Source organism: Kitasatospora sp. NPDC015121, from assembly GCF_055562955.1.
Genome location: NZ_JBVHEH010000008.1, coordinates 200984 through 216726, shown reverse-complemented (window position 1 = coordinate 216726; position 15743 = coordinate 200984). Strand labels below are relative to the sequence as shown.

General features: G+C 73.8%; 10 protein-coding genes. 6 read left to right on the top strand and 4 right to left on the bottom strand.

What is annotated here, in order from left to right; all coding sequences use genetic code 11:
* Positions 1 to 259: 259 nt before the first annotated feature.
* Positions 260 to 955 carry a tryptophan 2,3-dioxygenase family protein gene (locus ACZ3J7_RS14300; protein ID WP_465620364.1) on the bottom strand — a complete coding sequence of 232 codons (696 nt, stop codon included), beginning with the start codon at positions 953 to 955 and terminating at the stop codon, positions 260 to 262.
* Positions 956 to 1120: 165 nt separating this feature from the next.
* On the opposite strand from ACZ3J7_RS14300, the gene ACZ3J7_RS14295 reads away from it, so the two are divergent.
* Complete coding sequence (locus ACZ3J7_RS14295) at positions 1121 to 2308, top strand: cytochrome P450 (RefSeq protein WP_465620361.1); 1188 nt, start codon at positions 1121 to 1123, stop codon at positions 2306 to 2308.
* Here the strand turns inward: ACZ3J7_RS14295 and ACZ3J7_RS14290 are convergent.
* Both ACZ3J7_RS14290 and ACZ3J7_RS14285 read right to left on the bottom strand, forming a co-directional pair.
* A complete protein-coding gene (locus tag ACZ3J7_RS14290; RefSeq protein ID WP_465620358.1) occupies positions 2280 to 4085 on the bottom strand; it encodes a non-ribosomal peptide synthetase in 1806 nt (601 codons plus the stop codon). The two genes, ACZ3J7_RS14295 and ACZ3J7_RS14290, sit on opposite strands and share 29 nt — an antisense overlap.
* Positions 4086 to 4179: 94 nt before the next feature.
* Positions 4180 to 4965, bottom strand: a complete 786-nt coding sequence (locus ACZ3J7_RS14285; RefSeq protein ID WP_465620554.1) for a TioE family transcriptional regulator — start codon at positions 4963 to 4965, stop codon at positions 4180 to 4182.
* A 163-nt stretch (positions 4966 to 5128) separates the two neighbouring features.
* Here ACZ3J7_RS14285 and ACZ3J7_RS14280 point away from each other — a divergent pair, with 163 nt between their 5' ends.
* From ACZ3J7_RS14280 to ACZ3J7_RS14260, 5 genes are all read left to right on the top strand, one after another.
* Positions 5129 to 7507, top strand: coding sequence for an ATP-binding cassette domain-containing protein (locus tag ACZ3J7_RS14280; protein WP_465620356.1), 2379 nt, complete (start codon positions 5129 to 5131; stop codon positions 7505 to 7507).
* A gap of 195 nt (positions 7508 to 7702) precedes the next feature.
* Positions 7703 to 8641 carry an NAD(P)/FAD-dependent oxidoreductase gene (locus ACZ3J7_RS14275; RefSeq protein ID WP_465620354.1) on the top strand — a complete coding sequence of 313 codons (939 nt, stop codon included), beginning with the start codon at positions 7703 to 7705 and terminating at the stop codon, positions 8639 to 8641.
* Between the two features lie 56 nt (positions 8642 to 8697).
* Positions 8698 to 9402, top strand: a complete 705-nt coding sequence (locus ACZ3J7_RS14270) for a class I SAM-dependent methyltransferase (RefSeq protein ID WP_465620352.1) — start codon at positions 8698 to 8700, stop codon at positions 9400 to 9402.
* 31 nt (positions 9403 to 9433) lie between these two features.
* Positions 9434 to 10819, top strand: a complete 1386-nt coding sequence (locus ACZ3J7_RS14265) for a hypothetical protein (protein WP_465620350.1) — start codon at positions 9434 to 9436, stop codon at positions 10817 to 10819.
* An 11-nt stretch (positions 10820 to 10830) separates the two neighbouring features.
* The gene (locus ACZ3J7_RS14260; RefSeq protein WP_465620348.1) at positions 10831 to 12219 is read left to right on the top strand and encodes an FAD-binding oxidoreductase; all 1389 of its coding nucleotides are present in this window, start codon (positions 10831 to 10833) and stop codon (positions 12217 to 12219) included.
* A 105-nt stretch (positions 12220 to 12324) separates the two neighbouring features.
* On the opposite strand, the gene ACZ3J7_RS14255 is transcribed toward ACZ3J7_RS14260, so the two are convergent.
* Positions 12325 to 15582: a discoidin domain-containing protein gene (locus tag ACZ3J7_RS14255; protein WP_465620346.1), complete on the bottom strand. Its 3258-nt coding sequence runs from the start codon at positions 15580 to 15582 to the stop codon at positions 12325 to 12327.
* Positions 15583 to 15743 lie beyond the last annotated feature (161 nt).

Sequence of the window (15743 nt, the reverse complement as noted above, 5' to 3'; positions counted from 1 at the left end):
AGGGCGCCGATTCGCGGCGTTTTCGCCACCCCCTCGCGGTCGGCGACGCACCGCACCGGGGCCGCAACACGGGGTAACACTCCCGAAATACTCAGGTCACAGCGCTCGCCGGAGACCTGCCGGCGGGGCGGTCCGACCGGCGCCGGTGGCACGATCCGGTCGTCCCGCGGCACCTCTGTCATATTCCGATGGCATGAGTTTTCAGACAGATTTTCGGTCAGCGAACCACAGTTCCCGCTCCGGGAGCCGCCGCCCGCCCCTACGGCCGGTGGACGTTCCCGCGCAGCCGACGGAGCTCCGGGAACGGCCGGGTGAGCCGGCGGGCGAGGAAGTCCGCGCCGCTCGATCCGCCGGTGCCGCCCTGCTCGCCGACCATCTTCGACACCAGCGCCAGGTGCGCGACCTTCCAGTGCCAGTACGCGTTCCCGATGTCCACCAGGGCTTCCGCGAGCCGGTGCAGCACGCCGCACTCCACGCCGAGCCGGCACACCTCGGGCACCGTGCGCCCGTGGTAGTCGGCCGCCGCCGCGAACGCCTCGTACAGGCTGCCCTGGTGGTGGTCGCCGCCCAGCAGCGCCGTCAGCCGCCGGAACTGCGTGGACTGGGCGCCGCTCGCCGTGTCCAGGTAGGGCCGGAACTCCGCGAAATACCGCAGCGGCAGCCTCTCCAGGACCAGCAATTGCTGCTGCAGCACCCCCAGCACCTCGCCGGCCCGCAGCAGGAATTCCAGCCCGATTTCCAGGTCGCGCCCGTCGCAGGGCGGCATCAGGGCCTCCGCGGCGGCGTCCAGGTCGGACCCCAGCTGCTTGAGCCAGAGTTCACTGGCCTGGTGGGTGATGATGAAGAACTGCTCCGCCAGCACGACCGAGCGGCTGGAGACCGGCGGGGTGCGCGGTTCCTGGAGGGAGAGCAGGGTCTCCATCCGGAGATAGTCCGCATACGTCAAAGGACTCATTGCGCCCTCCTCGGGAAAGGTGATCGGCCGACCGCCGCCGCCCCTGTCACCACGTGCGGCGACGTGCATTCCCGAGCATGTCACGGAACTTTTCGCCGCCCGCCGGGGAGAAAGACCTGGGCAATAAATCCCCGGCACCGACGGCGCCGTTGCCACGATTCCGGCATGACCACCACGACCGAACTGGACCTGACCGACCCGACCACCTTCGTACGGCACGACGGGCGCGCGTTCTGGCGCGAGGTGCGGGCCACCCGGCCCGTGTACCGGCACCCGGGGAACCCCGGTTTCTGGGTCGTCTCCCGGCACGCGGACGTGCTGGCGTGCTACTCCGACGCGCGTGCGCTGAGCTCCGGTCGCGGGACGGTGCTGGACGTGCTGCTGAGCGGCGGCGACTCGGCGGGCGGCCAGATGCTCGCGGTCACCGACCGGCCGCGCCACCGCGAGCTGCGCAGCCTGATGCTGCGGGCTTTCTCCCCGCAGGTCCTGGGCCCGGTCCAGCGGAAGGTGCGGGAGCGGACCGCGCGCCTGATCGGCGACGTCGCCGGCCGGGGCGAGTTCGACTTCGCGGCGGAGGTCGCCGAGCACGTGCCGATGCAGACCATCTGCGACCTGCTGTCCATCCCGGCGGCGGACCGCGAGAGCCTGCTGGGCTGGAACAAGCTGGCGCTGTCCTCCGAGGACGCCGACTCCGACCGGCTGGACTCGCTGGAGGCCCGCAACGAGATCATCGGCTACTTCATGGACCTCGCCCGGCACCGCCGCGGCGCCCCCGGCGACGACGTGGTCAGCATGATCGCGACGGCGGAGGTCGACGGCGCCCCGCTGACCCTGGAGGCCGTCGCGCTGAACTGCTACAGCCTGGTGCTCGGCGGCGACGAGTCCTCCCGGGTGTCCGCGATCTGCGCGGTGAAGGCGTTCGCCGAGCACCCCGAGCAGTGGCGGGCGCTGCGCGACGGGTCGATCGGCGTCGACACGGCCGTCGAGGAGGTGCTGCGCTGGGCCACGCCCGCCCGGCACTTCGCCCGCACCGCGACCCGGGACACCGTGATCGGCGGCCGGCGGGTGCGGGCGGGCGACATCGTGACGATGTGGAACACCTCCGCCAACGACGACGAGGAGGTGTTCGACCGGCCGGAGCGCTTCGACCCGGCCCGCACGCCCAACAAGCACCTCTCCTTCGGCCACGGCCCGCACTTCTGCGTCGGCGCGTTCCTCGGCCGGGCGGAGCTGCACGCGCTGCTGAGCGCGCTGATCGGGTCGGTGTCCGAGATCGAGCTGTGCGGCGAGCCCGCGCCGATCTACTCCACCTTCCTGAACGGTTTCAGCAGCCTGCCCGTCGCACTGCGCTGACCGTCCCGTCCGCCAGCCGGCCCTCGACGGCCGCGGCGAGTTCGCCGATGGTCGCCGTCTCCAGCACGGTGCGGATCGGCAGCGCGACCTGGAACCGCTCGCGGATCCGCACGGCCAGCCGGGTCGCCTGCACGGAGTGCCCGCCGAGTTCGAAGAAGTTGTCGGCGAGTCCGGCGTCCGGGACGTCGAGGACCTCCCGGACGATCGCGCGGACCACGGCCGCGCAGCCGTCCGCCCCGTCCGCCCCGGGCTCCGCCTCGTCCGCCTCGTCTGCCCCGGGCCCGCCGTCCGTCCGCGCCCCGGGCAGCGGCAGGGCCGCCCGGTCGATCTTGCCGTTGGCGAGGGTCGGGAACCGGTCCAGCACGGTGATCCGGGCGGGCACCATGTGGGCGGGCAGCGACTCGGCGAGGTGGGCGCGCAGCTCGGCGGGCGCCACCGGGGCGGTGGCGGTGACGTAGCCGACCACGTGGGCGTCGGCGAGTTCGCCGCGCACCACGGCGACGGCGACGTCCACCGCCGGGTGGGCGGCGAGCCGGGCCTCGATCTCGCCGAGTTCGACGCGGAAGCCGCGCAGCTTCACCTGGCCGTCCGCGCGGCCCGCGAAGTACAGCTCGCCGTCCGCTCCCTGACGCCCCCGGTCGCCGGTGCGGTACATCCGGCCGCCGGGCGGCCCGAACGGGTCGGCGACGAACTTCACCGCGGTGGCCGGGAACCGGTCCAGGTAGCCGCGGGCCAGGCCGCTGCCCGCGATGTACAGCTCGCCCTCGGCGCCGACCGGCACCGGCCGCAGGCGCTCGTCGAGCACCCGCACCCGGTTCCCGGTCCACGGCACGCCGATCCCGACGTCCCCGCCCTCGCGGACCGGCCCGCCGACGGTCGCGCCGACGGTCACCTCGGTGGGGCCGTACCCGTTGAACATCCGCCGGTCCCGGGCCCACTTGCGCACCAGGGTGGGGGTGCAGCTGTCGCCCGTCGACATCACCGTCCCGCCGAGCAGGACGTCCTCGGCGTCGGTCTCGCTGAGCGCCACCGGCGGCAGCACCGCGTGCGTGACGCCGTGCTTCAGCAGGGTGTTCCACAGCGGCTGGCCGGGCAGCAGGTCCTCGGCGGGCGCCATCACCAGGGCCGCGCCGGACAGCAGGGCCAGGGTGACGTCCCAGAACGCGGCGTCGAAACTGATCGACGCCCACTGCAGCACCCGGTCCCCGGGGCCGGCGCCCAGGACGGCCGCCTGGGTGGCGGCCAGGTCGCGCACCCCGTCGTGCGGCACGGCGACGCCCTTGGGCGTGCCGGTCGAGCCGGAGGTGTAGATGACGTACATCAGGTGGTCGGGGCGCAGCTCGGCGCGGCGCTCGTCCTGCGCGATGTCGTGCCCGGGCAGGGCCTCGTACGCGGCGCGGAACTCCGGGTCGTCCACCACGAGTTCGGCCGGCCCCGCGGCGAACGGCGGCACCGAGGCGGAGCGCAGCAGCAGCACCGGCCGGGCGTCGGCGAGCATGAACGACAGGCGCTCGGCCGGGTAGCCGGGGTCGAGCGGGAGGTAGGCGCCACCGGCCTTGAGCACCGCCAGGACGGCCACGACCAGGTCGTTCGACTTGGGCACGGCGACCGCGACCAGCCGGTCCGGGCCCACGCCGTGCGCGATCAGCGCGCGGGCGAGCCGGTTGACCCGGGCGTTCAGCTCCGTGTAGTCGAGGGTCCGCTCCCGGTCGATCAGGGCGGGCTCCTCGCCCCACCGGGCGACGGACGACTCGAACAGGGCCGGAACGGTGTTCAACTGCGGTCAGCTCCTTCGGCAGGCTCCCCGGTCGACGGCGGACCCAGTCTCCGGCGCGCCGCCCGGGCGGCCCGGCGAATCCTTCCGGTCTCTGTCACCCGGACAGCAGGGCGACGTACCCGGAGAGCCGGGCCGCCGCGTCGAGCATCGACACGCCGCGGGCGGTGAGCCGGCGCCGCCAGTCGTCGAGGGCGTCGGACAGCGCGTCGGTGCCGCCGACCGTGCGGACCTGCTCGACCACGGTGCGGATGTGCTCCAGCGGGTAGCTGCCGCGCCGGAGCAGGTGCGCCAGCTCGGCGTCCCGCACGTCGGCGGCGTCGTAGGCGCGGTGCCCGGTGACGGGCGCGCGGGTGGGGGAGAGGATGCCCACCGCCTCCCAGTTGCGCAGGGTCGCCGCCGTCACCCCCAGGCGGCGCGCCAGCTCGCCGATGCTGAGCGGCGCGCGGCCGGCCGCCGGGCGCGCGGCGGCTCCCTTGAGCCCGGCGGCTCCGGCGGGTCCCTTGGGTCCGACGGCTCCGGCGAGTCCCTTGGCTCCGGCGGCTCCGGCGGTTTCGGCGGCGAGGTGCCGCACCGCCTGCTCGACCGCCTCCAGGGTGGACCGGTCGCGCAGCAGTTGGGCGTGGCCGCGGTCCACGGCGGTCAGCGCGCCGTCCAGGTCGCCCGCGTTGAGCAGCCGCATGATCTCCCCGCCCACCGCGTAGCCGTACGCCTGGACCAGCGCCAGGTAGGCCCGCAGCGCCGCCGCGTGCGTCGTCGTGTAGGTGCGGTAGCCGGCCGGGGTGCGGCCGGCGGGCGGGAGGAAGCCGCTCTGCTCGTAGTTGCGGACGGCCTGGGTGGAGATGCCGTGCTCACGGGCCAGGTCGAACGGGCGCAGGTGCATCACGGTTTGAGACTTTAGCCCAGCGAAGTCCCGGGAATTCCGGCTCCGGCTTTCAACCGAGTTTGCAGGTATACGCTCGATGTCCAGGAACCGGGTGGTTCCGGAACTCGGCACCACGTCGCACGACGAAGGCGGGCCGCGCCCGCCACACGGGAGGGACACCATGACTGCCGGAGCAGAGCCGCACACCCAGCCGCCCGCCTCGACCGCCGCCGACAGCCACGACATGATCCGGGTGCAGGGGGCGCGGGAGAACAACCTCAAGAACGTCCACGTGGAGATCCCCAAGCGGCGCCTGACGGTGTTCACCGGGGTCTCCGGTTCGGGCAAGAGCTCCCTGGTGTTCGACACCATCGCCGCCGAGTCGCAGCGGCTGATCAACGAGACGTACAGCGCCTTCATCCAGGGCTTCATGCCGACCCTGGCGCGCCCCGACGTCGAGGTGCTCGACGGGCTGACCACCGCGATCCTGGTCGACCAGCAGCCGATGGGCACCAGCCTGCGCTCCACCGTCGGCACCGCCACCGACGCCGGCACGCTGCTGCGGATCCTGTTCAGCCGGCTCGCCAAGCCGTACATCGGCACGCAGAAGGCGTTCGCGTTCAACGTCGCCTCGGCGGAGGCGTCGGGCGTGCTGGTGGTGAACGGCAAGAAGATCGAGAAGGGCTTCAGCGTCGTCGGCGGCATGTGCCTGCGCTGCGAGGGCATCGGCTCGGTCTCGGACATCGACCCGGCCCAACTGTTCGACGACAGCAAGTCGTTGGCGGGCGGCGCGATCACCGTCCCCGGCTGGAAGCCGGACGGCTGGGTGGTGCAGTCGTTCATCGAGTCGGGCTTCTTCGACCCGCGCAAGGCGATCCGCGACTACACCGAGCAGGAGCGGCACGACCTCCTGCACCGGGACCCGACCAAGGTCAAGGTGAAGGGCGTCAACACCACCTACGAGGGCCTGATCGCGCGGGTGCGCAAGTCCTTCCTGTCCAAGGACAAGGAGGCGCTCCAGCCGCACATCCGGGCGTTCGTGGAGCGCGCGGTGGCGTTCTCCGCCTGCCCCGAGTGCCACGGCACCCGGCTCAGCGAGACCGCCCGGTCCGCGAAGATCGACGGCGTCAGCATCGCCGACGCCTGCGCGATGCAGATCAGCGATCTCGCCGAGTGGCTGCGCGGCCTGACCGACCCGTCGGTCAACACGCTGCTGACGGTGCTCGGCCAGACCCTCGACTCGTTCGTGCAGATCGGCCTCGGCTACCTGTCGCTGGACCGCTCCTCCAGCACGCTCTCCGGCGGTGAGGCGCAGCGCGTCAAGATGGTCCGCCACCTGGGCTCGGCGCTCACCGACGTCACCTACGTCTTCGACGAGCCGACGGTGGGTCTGCACCCGCACGACATCCAGCGGATGAACGACCTGCTGCTGCGGCTGCGCGACAAGGGCAACACCGTGCTGGTCGTCGAGCACAAGCCGGAGACCATCCTGATCGCCGACCACGTGGTCGACCTCGGGCCGTACGCCGGCACCAAGGGCGGCGAGGTGGTCTTCGTGGGCTCGGTGGACGGTCTGCGGGCGAGCGGCACCGTCACCGGGCGCCACCTGGACGACCGGGCCGCGGTGAAGCCGTGGGTGCGCGAGCGCACCGGGGTGCTGAAGGTGCGCGGCGCGAACTCGCACAACCTGCGCGACGTCGACGTCGACATTCCGCTGGGCGTGCTGACCGTGGTCACCGGTGTCGCGGGCTCCGGCAAGAGCTCGCTGATCCACGGCTCGGTGGCCGGCCGGGGCGGCGTGGTGACGGTGGACCAGGCGCCGATCAAGGGGTCGCGGCGCAGCAACCCGGCCACCTACACCGACATGCTGGAGCCGATCCGGAAGACCTTCGCGAAGGTCAACGACGTCAAGCCGGCGCTGTTCAGCCCCAACTCGGAGGGCGCCTGCCCCGCCTGCAAGGGCGCGGGCGTCATCTACACCGACCTGGCGATCATGGCCGGGGTCGCCACCACCTGCGAGGAGTGCGAGGGCCGGCGCTTCCAGAAGTCGGTGCTGCAGTACCGCCTCGAAGGCAAGGACATCAGCGAGGTGTTCGCGATGCCGGTGGCGGAGGCCGCCGAGTTCTTCCGCCGCGGCCAGGCCCGGACGCCGGCCGCGTACGCCGTCCTCGACCGGCTCAACGAGGTCGGCCTGGGCTACCTCAGCCTCGGCCAGCCGCTCACCACGCTCTCCGGCGGCGAGCGGCAGCGGCTGAAGCTCGCCGACCACATGGCCGGGACGGGCAGCGTCTACATCCTGGACGAGCCGACCAGCGGCCTGCACCTGGCCGACGTCGAGCAACTCCTCGGCCTGCTCGACCGGTTGGTGGACGACGGCAAGACGGTCATCGTGGTCGAGCACCACCAGGCGGTGATGGCGCACGCCGACTGGATCATCGACCTCGGCCCCGGCGCCGGCCACGACGGCGGCCGGATCGTCTTCGAGGGCACCCCCGAGGACCTGATCGCCGCCCGCTCCACCCTGACGGGCCAGCACCTCGCCGCGTACGTCGCCGGCTGACCGCCCCGCCGGCGCGCCCCCGGTCCCCCTCCCCGGAGGGCCGGGGGCGTCCGTCCACCTCCGCCCGCCCCGCCGCGGGTCCGGGACGGGTCCGGGGAGAGTCTGGCGCTCTTCTTTCACGTCTCCCTTCCCCTCCGGTGGCGGCGGCCAGAATGCGAGTTCGGCGGACGCCGCCCGACGGAAGGGACCAGACCGATGACCTCGCACCCCGACCAGACCACCGTCATCGTGGGCGCCGGCCCCGCCGGGCTCACCGCGGCGCTCGGCCTCGCCCGGTACCGCCACCCGGTGACGGTGGTGGACGGCCCCGGGCCGGCCCGCAACGCCGCGTCGGCGGGCGTGCACGGGCACGTCGGCCTGGACGGTGTCACGCCTGCCGAGTTCCGGGCCCGGGCCTGGCGCGAACTGTCGCGCTACAAGACCGTCGAGCGGGTGGAGGCCGACGCCGAGAGCGTGACGCCCGTCTCGGACGGGGGCTTCCGGGTGGCCCTCGAAGGCGGCGGGACGCTGGAGGCCGGCACCGTCCTGCTGGCGGCCGGCGTGGTCGACGTCTTCCCGGAGGGTGTGGACGGCTTCGCGGAGTGCTGGGGCCGCAGCGTCATCCACTGCCCGTTCTGCCTCGGCGAGGAGAACGCCGGCGGGCGCTGGGCCACCGTCACGGAGGGCCCGGAACTCGCGGCCCTCTCGGCCGTCGGCTTCCGCGCCTGGAGCGAGGACACCCTCGCGATCTGCCCGGAGTCCATGCCCGGCCTGGAGGCCGCCCGCGCCACCGCCCGGGCCGACGGCGGCGACGTCGTCGCGGGCACCGTCCGGCGCCTGCACCACCGTCAAGGGGCGCTGCACACCATCGAGTTGGCCGACGGCCGGATGCTGGAGCGGGACACCCTGGTGTGGACCCCGCAGCAGCGGCAGCAGCCCCTGGTGCGACGGCTCGCCGAGCAGCTGCGGCTGGCGGTCGACGACGCCGGCTTCCTCACCGTCGACGCCTTCCAGCGCACCAGCGCGCCCGGCCTGTACGCGGCCGGGGACCTGGCCAGCCGCTGGAAGCAGTCCGTCACCGCCGCCGGCGCCGCGGGCGCCGCGGCCGCCGACGCCCTGCACACGGCCGCGCTGCTCGGCACCGCCCGGCTGTGACAGAAGTCCGCAAGAGACCTGGGACCCGCTCGGGAGACGACGCCACCATGACACCCATGACTGAACCCGCCGACGCCCCCGACGTGATGACCGAGGTCTTCGACGCCGTCTACCGGGGCGAGAGCCCCTTCGGCAAGGTCCCGCCGTGGGACATCGGAGCGCCCCAGCCCGCGTACGTCGCCCTGGAGCAGGCCGGACTGATCACCGGCGCGGTGCTCGACGCGGGCTGCGGCACCGGCGAGGACGCCCTCCACCTGGCGGCCAGGGGCTACCGGGTGACGGGCCTGGACCTGTCCCCGACGGCGATCGCCATCGCCCGCGACAAGGCCGCCGCGCGCGGGCTCGACGCCGTCTTCGAGGTCGCCGACGTGCTCCGACCCGACGGCTGGGAGGGGCGGTTCGACACCGTCATCGACTCCGGCCTGGCCCACACCTTCGAGGGCGAGCAGCTGGCCGCCTACGCGGCGGCCCTGCACCGGGTCTGCCGCCCGGGGGCGGTGGCGCACGTCCTGTCGATCAGCGACCGCGGCTCCCGGGAGATGCAGGCCCGGCTCGCCGAAGCGGTCGAGGGCATCCCGGCGCCGCTGCCCGAGGACCAGCAGCCGGCCGACCTCAGGCGCTCCGCCGAGCACCTGCGGGCCGGGTTCGCCGACGGCTGGACGGTCGAGTCGATCGACGACGCCCACATCCGCGGCATCGTCCCGACCACGTCCGAGCTCCACGACGGACACGCCTGGCTCGGCCGCTTCCGCCGCAACTGACCACCGAGGCCTCCTGGGAAGACGAGGGAAGATGAAGCTCCGCGTGGGCAAGTGGCTGCGAACCGTGGCGTCCTCGCCGGTCGCCCGGGCGGCCGTGAGCGCCCTCCCGCCCGCCGTCACCGGGCCGACCCGGCGGAACTGGGCGGGCGCCGCCCGCACCGCCTACCGGTTCGGCGTCGTCTACGGCGGCCTGTACTGCCTGACCAGCCCGCAGATCTACCTGGCGCTGCGCGGCGGCGGCATGGGACGGCAGCAGCAGGCCGCCGACTCCTGGGCCGACCGCTGGGAGGTCCGCCCCGCCCGCAACTGGATGGCCACCCGGGTGCTGCGCCGGGAGCTCGGCAACCGCTTCGCCGGCGGCGACGACCCGCACACCTGGGCCGGGCAGCTCTGCTGGCTCGCGGGCGCCGCCGCCGTCACCCCGCTCTGGTCCGCGCTGGACCGCGACCGCACCGACCACGCGACGCTCGACAGGTGGGTCCGGCTGGCCCTCCGGTTCTGCCTCGCCGGGCAGATGTTCTCCTACGGCGCGGCCAAGGCCGTCCCGCTCCAGTTCCCGCAGCTGCCGCCGTCCAAGCTGGTCGAACCGGTCGGCGACCTCAGCCCGATGGGCCTGCTGTGGGCGCAGATCGGCTCCTCCACGCCCTACCAGGTGCTGCTCGGCGCCGCGGAGATCACCGGCGGACTGCTGCTCGTCGTCCCGCGCACCGCCACGCTCGGCGCCCTGCTGTCGGCCACCGAGATGGCCCAGGTGCTGCTGCTCAACCTGACCTTCGACGTCCCCGTCAAGGTCCACTCCTTCCAGCTGGCGCTGCTCGCCGTGCTCCTGCTCGCCCCCCAGGCCCCGCGGCTGGCCGGCGCCCTGCTCACCGAGGCCCCGGTCCCCGCCGCCGCCCCCACCGACCTGTTCCGCTCCCGGCGGGCGAACCGACTCGCCACCGCCGCGCAGGTCGGCGCCGGACTCTGGCTGCTCGGCGCGCAGCTGCGCAACGACTGGTCGTTCTGGAGGAACCACGCCGGCGGCCGGCCCAGGCCCGAGCTGTACGGCCTGTGGGACATCACCGAATCCACCGTCGACGGCGAGCCGCGCCCCGCCACCGCGGAGGACGGCCGGCAGTGGCGGCGACTCGCCGTGGACTCCGCCGACGCCGTTGCCATCCAGTACACCGACGACTCCCTCGACCCCTGCATGGCGGCGATCGACACCGACGCCGGCACCCTCGCGCTGACCAAGGCGGCCGACCCGAAGTGGCAGGTGACGCTCACCTTCCGGCGGACCGGCGACGACCTGCTCGACCTGGAGGGCGACGTCGACGGCTGCCGCCTGCGCCTGCGACTGAGCCGACGCGACCTCGCCACCTTCCCCTTGGTCGGCCGCGGCTTCCGCTGGATCCAGGACACCTCGTACCTGCGTTAGGAGAGCGACGGATGGTGACGCTCGCCGCCCGGGTGCGCGGCCCGGTGCTGCTGCCCGGCAGCCCGGGGTACGACGAGGAACGGTCCGGCTTCCAGACCGGGTTCCGGCACCGCCCGGCCCTCGTGGTCGGCGCCGCCTGCGCCGAGGACGTGCGCGCCGCCGTCCGGTTCGCCGCCGGACGCGGGCTGCCGATCGCCGTGCAGTCCACCGGGCACGGCATCGTCACCGCCCTGCACGGCGAGGGCGTCCTCGTCACCACCCGCCGGATGAAGGGCGTCACCGTGGACCCGGCGGCCGGCACCGCCCGCGCCGAGGCCGGCGCGGTGTGGGGCGAGGTGGTGGAGCGGGCCGCGCCGTACGGCCTCGCCCCGGTCAGCGGCTCGGCCCCGCACGTCGGCGTGGTCGGCTACCTGCTCGGCGGCGGCGTCGGCCTGCTCGGCCGGCAGACCGGCTGGGCCAGCGACCACGTCCGGTCCTTCGACCTGGTCACCGCCGACGGCGTGCTCCGCCGGGTCACGGCCGACTCCGACCCCGACCTGTTCTGGGCGCTGCGCGGCGGCTGCGGCAACTTCGGCGTCGTCACCGCCGTGGAGACCGCCCTGGTGCCGGTGGCCCGGCTCTACGGCGGCGGCCTCTGGTTCGCCGCGGACCGGCCGCTCGACCTGCTGCGCGCCTACCGGGCGTGGACGCTGACGCTGCCGGACGAACTCACCTCCTCCATCGGCCTGTTGACGGTCCCGCAGGCCCCGGCCTTCTCCGAGGCGCTGCGCGGACGCTACGTCGCCCACGTCCGGATCGCCTTCACCGGCCCCGCCGAGGCGGGGGAGCGGCTGGTGGCGCCGCTGCGCGCGCTCGGCCCGGCGCTGGTCGACACCGTCCGCGAGATGCCGTACACCGACACCGCCTCCATCTACCAGGACCCGCGCGTCCCGCACGCCTACTTCGGCGGAAACGTCCTGCTGCGCGAACTCGCCCCGGAGGCGCTGCGGGCCGTCGTGGAGGTGGCGGGCCCCGGCGCGGCCGTGCCCTGCATGATCGACATTCGCCACCTCGGCGGCGCCTTCGCCCGCCGCCCCGCCGACCCGGGCGCGGTCGGCGGGCGCGACGCCGCCTACCTGCTGCGGGTGTCGACCGGCGGCGCGCTCGCCCCGTCGACCGCGGCCCGGCCCGTCCACCGCCGCCTCTGGGCGGAGCTGGAGCCGTGGACGGTCGGCCGCAGCCCCAACTCGATCTACAACGACGGCGCCCCGGAGCCGGAGGAGCAGGTGCGCGAGCTGTTCGCCGCCGAGGACTTCGAACGGCTGCGGCGGGTGAAGACGCGGCACGACCCGGACAACCTGTTCCGCTTCACTCACAACGTCCCACCGCTGGAAGGGGGTCGACCACGCGTCACCCCTTGACGGCCCCGGCGGCCACGCCGGAGGCGGACCCGCGGCGGACGACCGGGAAGGCCACCGCCACGGGCCGCGCCGCCGGGGCGGCGCCCGCCGTCAGCCGGGAGCGGGTCAGCTGACGGCGAGTTCGCCGAGCTGCAGGTAGTGGTCGCCGAACTGGTCGGCGCCCAGCTTGGTGGCGGCGACCCGGACGTACCGGGCGGTGACCGGGGCGAAGGCGAAGCCCTGGCCGGCGGCGCCCGGGCGGGCCTGGCCGGTGCGGGAGGCGACGGTGGTCCAGGTGGCGTCGTCGGTGGAGACCTGGACGGCGTAGTCGACCGGGAAGCCCAGGCCGGTGTTCGCGCCGTCGGTGCGGGGCACCAGCTGCACCCCGCTGACCACGTCGGCGCCCTGGAGGTCGACGGTGATCCACTCGTCGGCCGCGGCGGTCGGGGACTTGGCGCTGCTCCAGCCCATCGAGTAGCCGAGCGCGGAGTTCAGCACGCCGTCGGTCGCGGCGCCCCGTCCCCAGCCGGAGGACTCCACGGTGCTGGAGGTCCGGACCGGGCGGTTGACGGCGAGGTCGCCGCCCGCCGTCTCGATCTCGGCCAGCTGCATGTGGTAGTTGCCGTGCGGGTCGGTGCGCAGGCTGGTGCCGGTCACCTTGACGTAGCGGACGTCCGTGGCGGGGAAGGCGAAGGGCTGGGCCGAGGCGTCGGGCCTGGGGTAGCCGGTGCGGGAGGCGACGGTGGTCCAGGTGGCGTTGTCGGTGGAGACCTGGACGGTGAAGTCGACCGGGAAGCCCAGGCCGGCGTTCGCGCCGTCGGCCCGCGGGTAGAGGTCGATCCGGCCGGTCCGCCGGACCGCGCCGAGGTCCACCGACACCCACTCGCCGTGGTCCACGGCCAGGTTCGCGATGCTGCTCCAGCCCGTGCTGCCGTCCGGCAGGCCGCGTCGGCCGTCGGTGGCGGCCGCCAGGCCCCAGCCGTCCGCCTCGTAGCTGGACGACGCGGTGACGGTGGCACCCAGGGCGGCGTCGGTGCCCGGGTCGAGCCGGACGTTGTCGAAGCGGGCGGCGGCGTCGCCGGTGACGAGTCCGATGTCGCCGACCGGGTAGCCGGGGTCGTCCAGGGTGATCAGCGGGGTGGTTCCGGCGATGACCTTCAGGGTGGCGCCGCGGGTGACCACCCGGAGGGTGACGCTCTGGCCGGGCGTGTAGCCGGGCACCGTCGCCGTGGCCAGCGTGGTGCCGCTGCGGTAGACGAACACCTGCCCGTTGTTGCGCAGCGCCACCAGGTAGCCGGTCTGCACGTCCACCGGGTTCTGGCTGTGGACGGTCAGCCCGGCCCAGTTGCTGTCGCCACCGGCCGGGTTGACCCCGGTGATCCGGACGTCGACCGAGGCCGAGACGTCCCCGTACGCGCGGCCCGCCACCGCCGACACCGTCTCCCAACTGCTCAGCGGGTCGCTCTGGACGTAGCCGCCGTCGCTGACGGACCAGCTGCCCCTGGTGTGGCGCCACTGGGCGTCGGTGCCGCCGGAGAAGTCGTCGGCGAACGGGAGGGCCGCGTCGGCGCCGCCGGGGGCGAGCGCCTCCAGGAGCTGCCGGTGCCGGTGGTCGGTCTCCACGCCGGAGGTCGAGAACTCGGTGGTGCTGGTGATCAGCGAGGCGATCAGGGTGCGGGCCAGCACCGGCTTGCTCGCGGCGAGCTGGTGCAGCAGCTCGTAGTCCTGGACGCCGGCCAGCAGGGCCTCGCTGCGCACGCTGTCGTAGACCTCGTACTTCGGGTTCGCGGGGGTGCCGGTGTTCGGGCGGACCAGGTAGCGGTCGCCGTTCTGCCAGCCGTCCCTGGTGTCGTAGGCCGGGTGGCCCGCACTGTCGTCGGACCAGATGTTCCAACCCCAGTGCAGGAACCCGTTGCCCCCGGTGGCGGCCACCATCCACGGTGTCAGGCGCGAGTCCGCGACGGGGTAGCTGATGAAGCGGTTGACGTGGCGGTCCCGGGGGTCGTTGCAGTAGTAGAGCCAGAGGTCCTTCCCGGCCAGCCGCAGGCTCTGGAAGTAGCCCGCGTTGCGGTCGTAGCCGGGGCCGTCGAGCTTCTGCGTCACGGTGCCGAGCGCGGCGTCGATCGGGCCGACCGGCTCGACGTGGGCCTCGTTGGTCAGGCCCTGCGGGAACTTGGCGCGGTACTGCTGGTAGAGCCAGGGCGAGGTCACGCTCTGCACCGGCAGCGACGCGCCGGTGGGCTCGTCGACCGCGCTCATGTAGAAGACGTCGCTCCAGCGCCGGCCCTGCGCGCAGGCCGCGACCGGGCCCGGGTCGAGGCACTTGGTGTCGAGGTGGGCCTTGAGCGCGCCGAACACCTTGTCCAGGTAGACGGCGGCCGCGTCCCGGCCCTGTGGGGTGTCGACCGGCAGGTAGTCCTTGCGGACGCCGCCCCGCCCGTCGGGGACGAGCGCCTCAAGTCGGCTGCCGCCCTCCTCGATCAGCGTGGGGGTGTAGAGGTACTGCAGCGCGCCGGCGTCCTGGAACAGCTGCACGAACCGGTCGAAGTCGCCCCACTGGAAGGTGTACCGGCCGCCCGCGTCCAGCTTGGTGTCGCGGATCGCGAGGGCCTGGAAGTCCGCGTAGACGACGTTGTTGCGGTGCTCGGCGAGGTCGGTGGCGAAGCTGCCGACCACCTTCCACCAGTTCTCCTCGTACGGCTGCACGCCGTACTGTCCCGGGATGGAGGCCGCCGTCCAGTCGTAGTCCCAACCGACCGAGGTGAACCAGTTGTTGAGCCGGAACGTCGACCGGTTGGTCGCCGGCAGCTCCGCCGGGTAGACCGTCACCGAGACCGGCACGTCCACCGCGCCGTCCGCGGTCCGCACGGTCGCCTTGCCGGTGTAGACGCCGGGCGTCTGGCCGGCCGGCACGGCGACGCTGTAGTAGTACGGCTGCGTGGTGTTCGCGGCGAGCGCGTACGGCTCGTTCTCCACCAGCGAGTCGTAGTAGCTCGTCCCGCCGTCCGGCGGCTCCTGGTGCCCGTCGTACGGGGCCTGCTGGACGACCTTGTCGATCCGCGGGTGGTTGTACTCCCGGTTCACGGTGATCCGCGAGGCCGGGATCGTCGCCCCGCCGGGCCCGGCCAGGTCGCCGGGCGCCACCCACAGCCCGCTCAGCGCGCCACCGGAACGGACGGCGATCTGGGCGGCCTGGGTCTCGTTGCGCGCCGCGGCCAGGTCGATCGCCCGGGACGGGCGGGACGGCACGGCCGAGGACGAGAAGACGTGGTCGTAACCGCTCTCCACCCAGACCGACGGCGCCCCGGCGGCGCTCGCCACCGGGCCCGGTGCCAACGGGGCCAGTAGCAGCCCGAGCAGGGAGGGTATGACCGCCCTCGCCATTATTTTCCGCACGGTTCCTCTTTCCGAAGTCGCAGCGATTCCCTCGAAGCGGGGCGCGCTGAAGGATAGTCAGACCACGGAGCACATCGGCGGGCGGCTCCCGTACTGCGAGCGGCGGCTCGAACGGGGAGGCGGGGGGCGGCGGACCGGGTTCCTGCGGG

Excerpts from the sequence above, each read along its gene's own strand:
- ACZ3J7_RS14300 (WP_465620364.1), bottom strand. The coding sequence starts at position 955 with ATGAGTCCTTTGACGTATGCGGACTATCTCCGGATGGAGACCCTGCTC.
- ACZ3J7_RS14295 (WP_465620361.1), top strand. The coding sequence starts at position 1,121 with ATGACCACCACGACCGAACTGGACCTGACCGACCCGACCACCTTCGTA.
- ACZ3J7_RS14285 (WP_465620554.1), bottom strand. The coding sequence starts at position 4,965 with ATGCACCTGCGCCCGTTCGACCTGGCCCGTGAGCACGGCATCTCCACC.
- ACZ3J7_RS14280 (WP_465620356.1), top strand. The coding sequence starts at position 5,129 with ATGACTGCCGGAGCAGAGCCGCACACCCAGCCGCCCGCCTCGACCGCC.
- ACZ3J7_RS14275 (WP_465620354.1), top strand. The coding sequence starts at position 7,703 with ATGACCTCGCACCCCGACCAGACCACCGTCATCGTGGGCGCCGGCCCC.
- ACZ3J7_RS14270 (WP_465620352.1), top strand. The coding sequence starts at position 8,698 with ATGACTGAACCCGCCGACGCCCCCGACGTGATGACCGAGGTCTTCGAC.
- ACZ3J7_RS14265 (WP_465620350.1), top strand. The coding sequence starts at position 9,434 with ATGAAGCTCCGCGTGGGCAAGTGGCTGCGAACCGTGGCGTCCTCGCCG.
- ACZ3J7_RS14260 (WP_465620348.1), top strand. The coding sequence starts at position 10,831 with ATGGTGACGCTCGCCGCCCGGGTGCGCGGCCCGGTGCTGCTGCCCGGC.
- ACZ3J7_RS14255 (WP_465620346.1), bottom strand. The coding sequence starts at position 15,582 with ATGGCGAGGGCGGTCATACCCTCCCTGCTCGGGCTGCTACTGGCCCCG.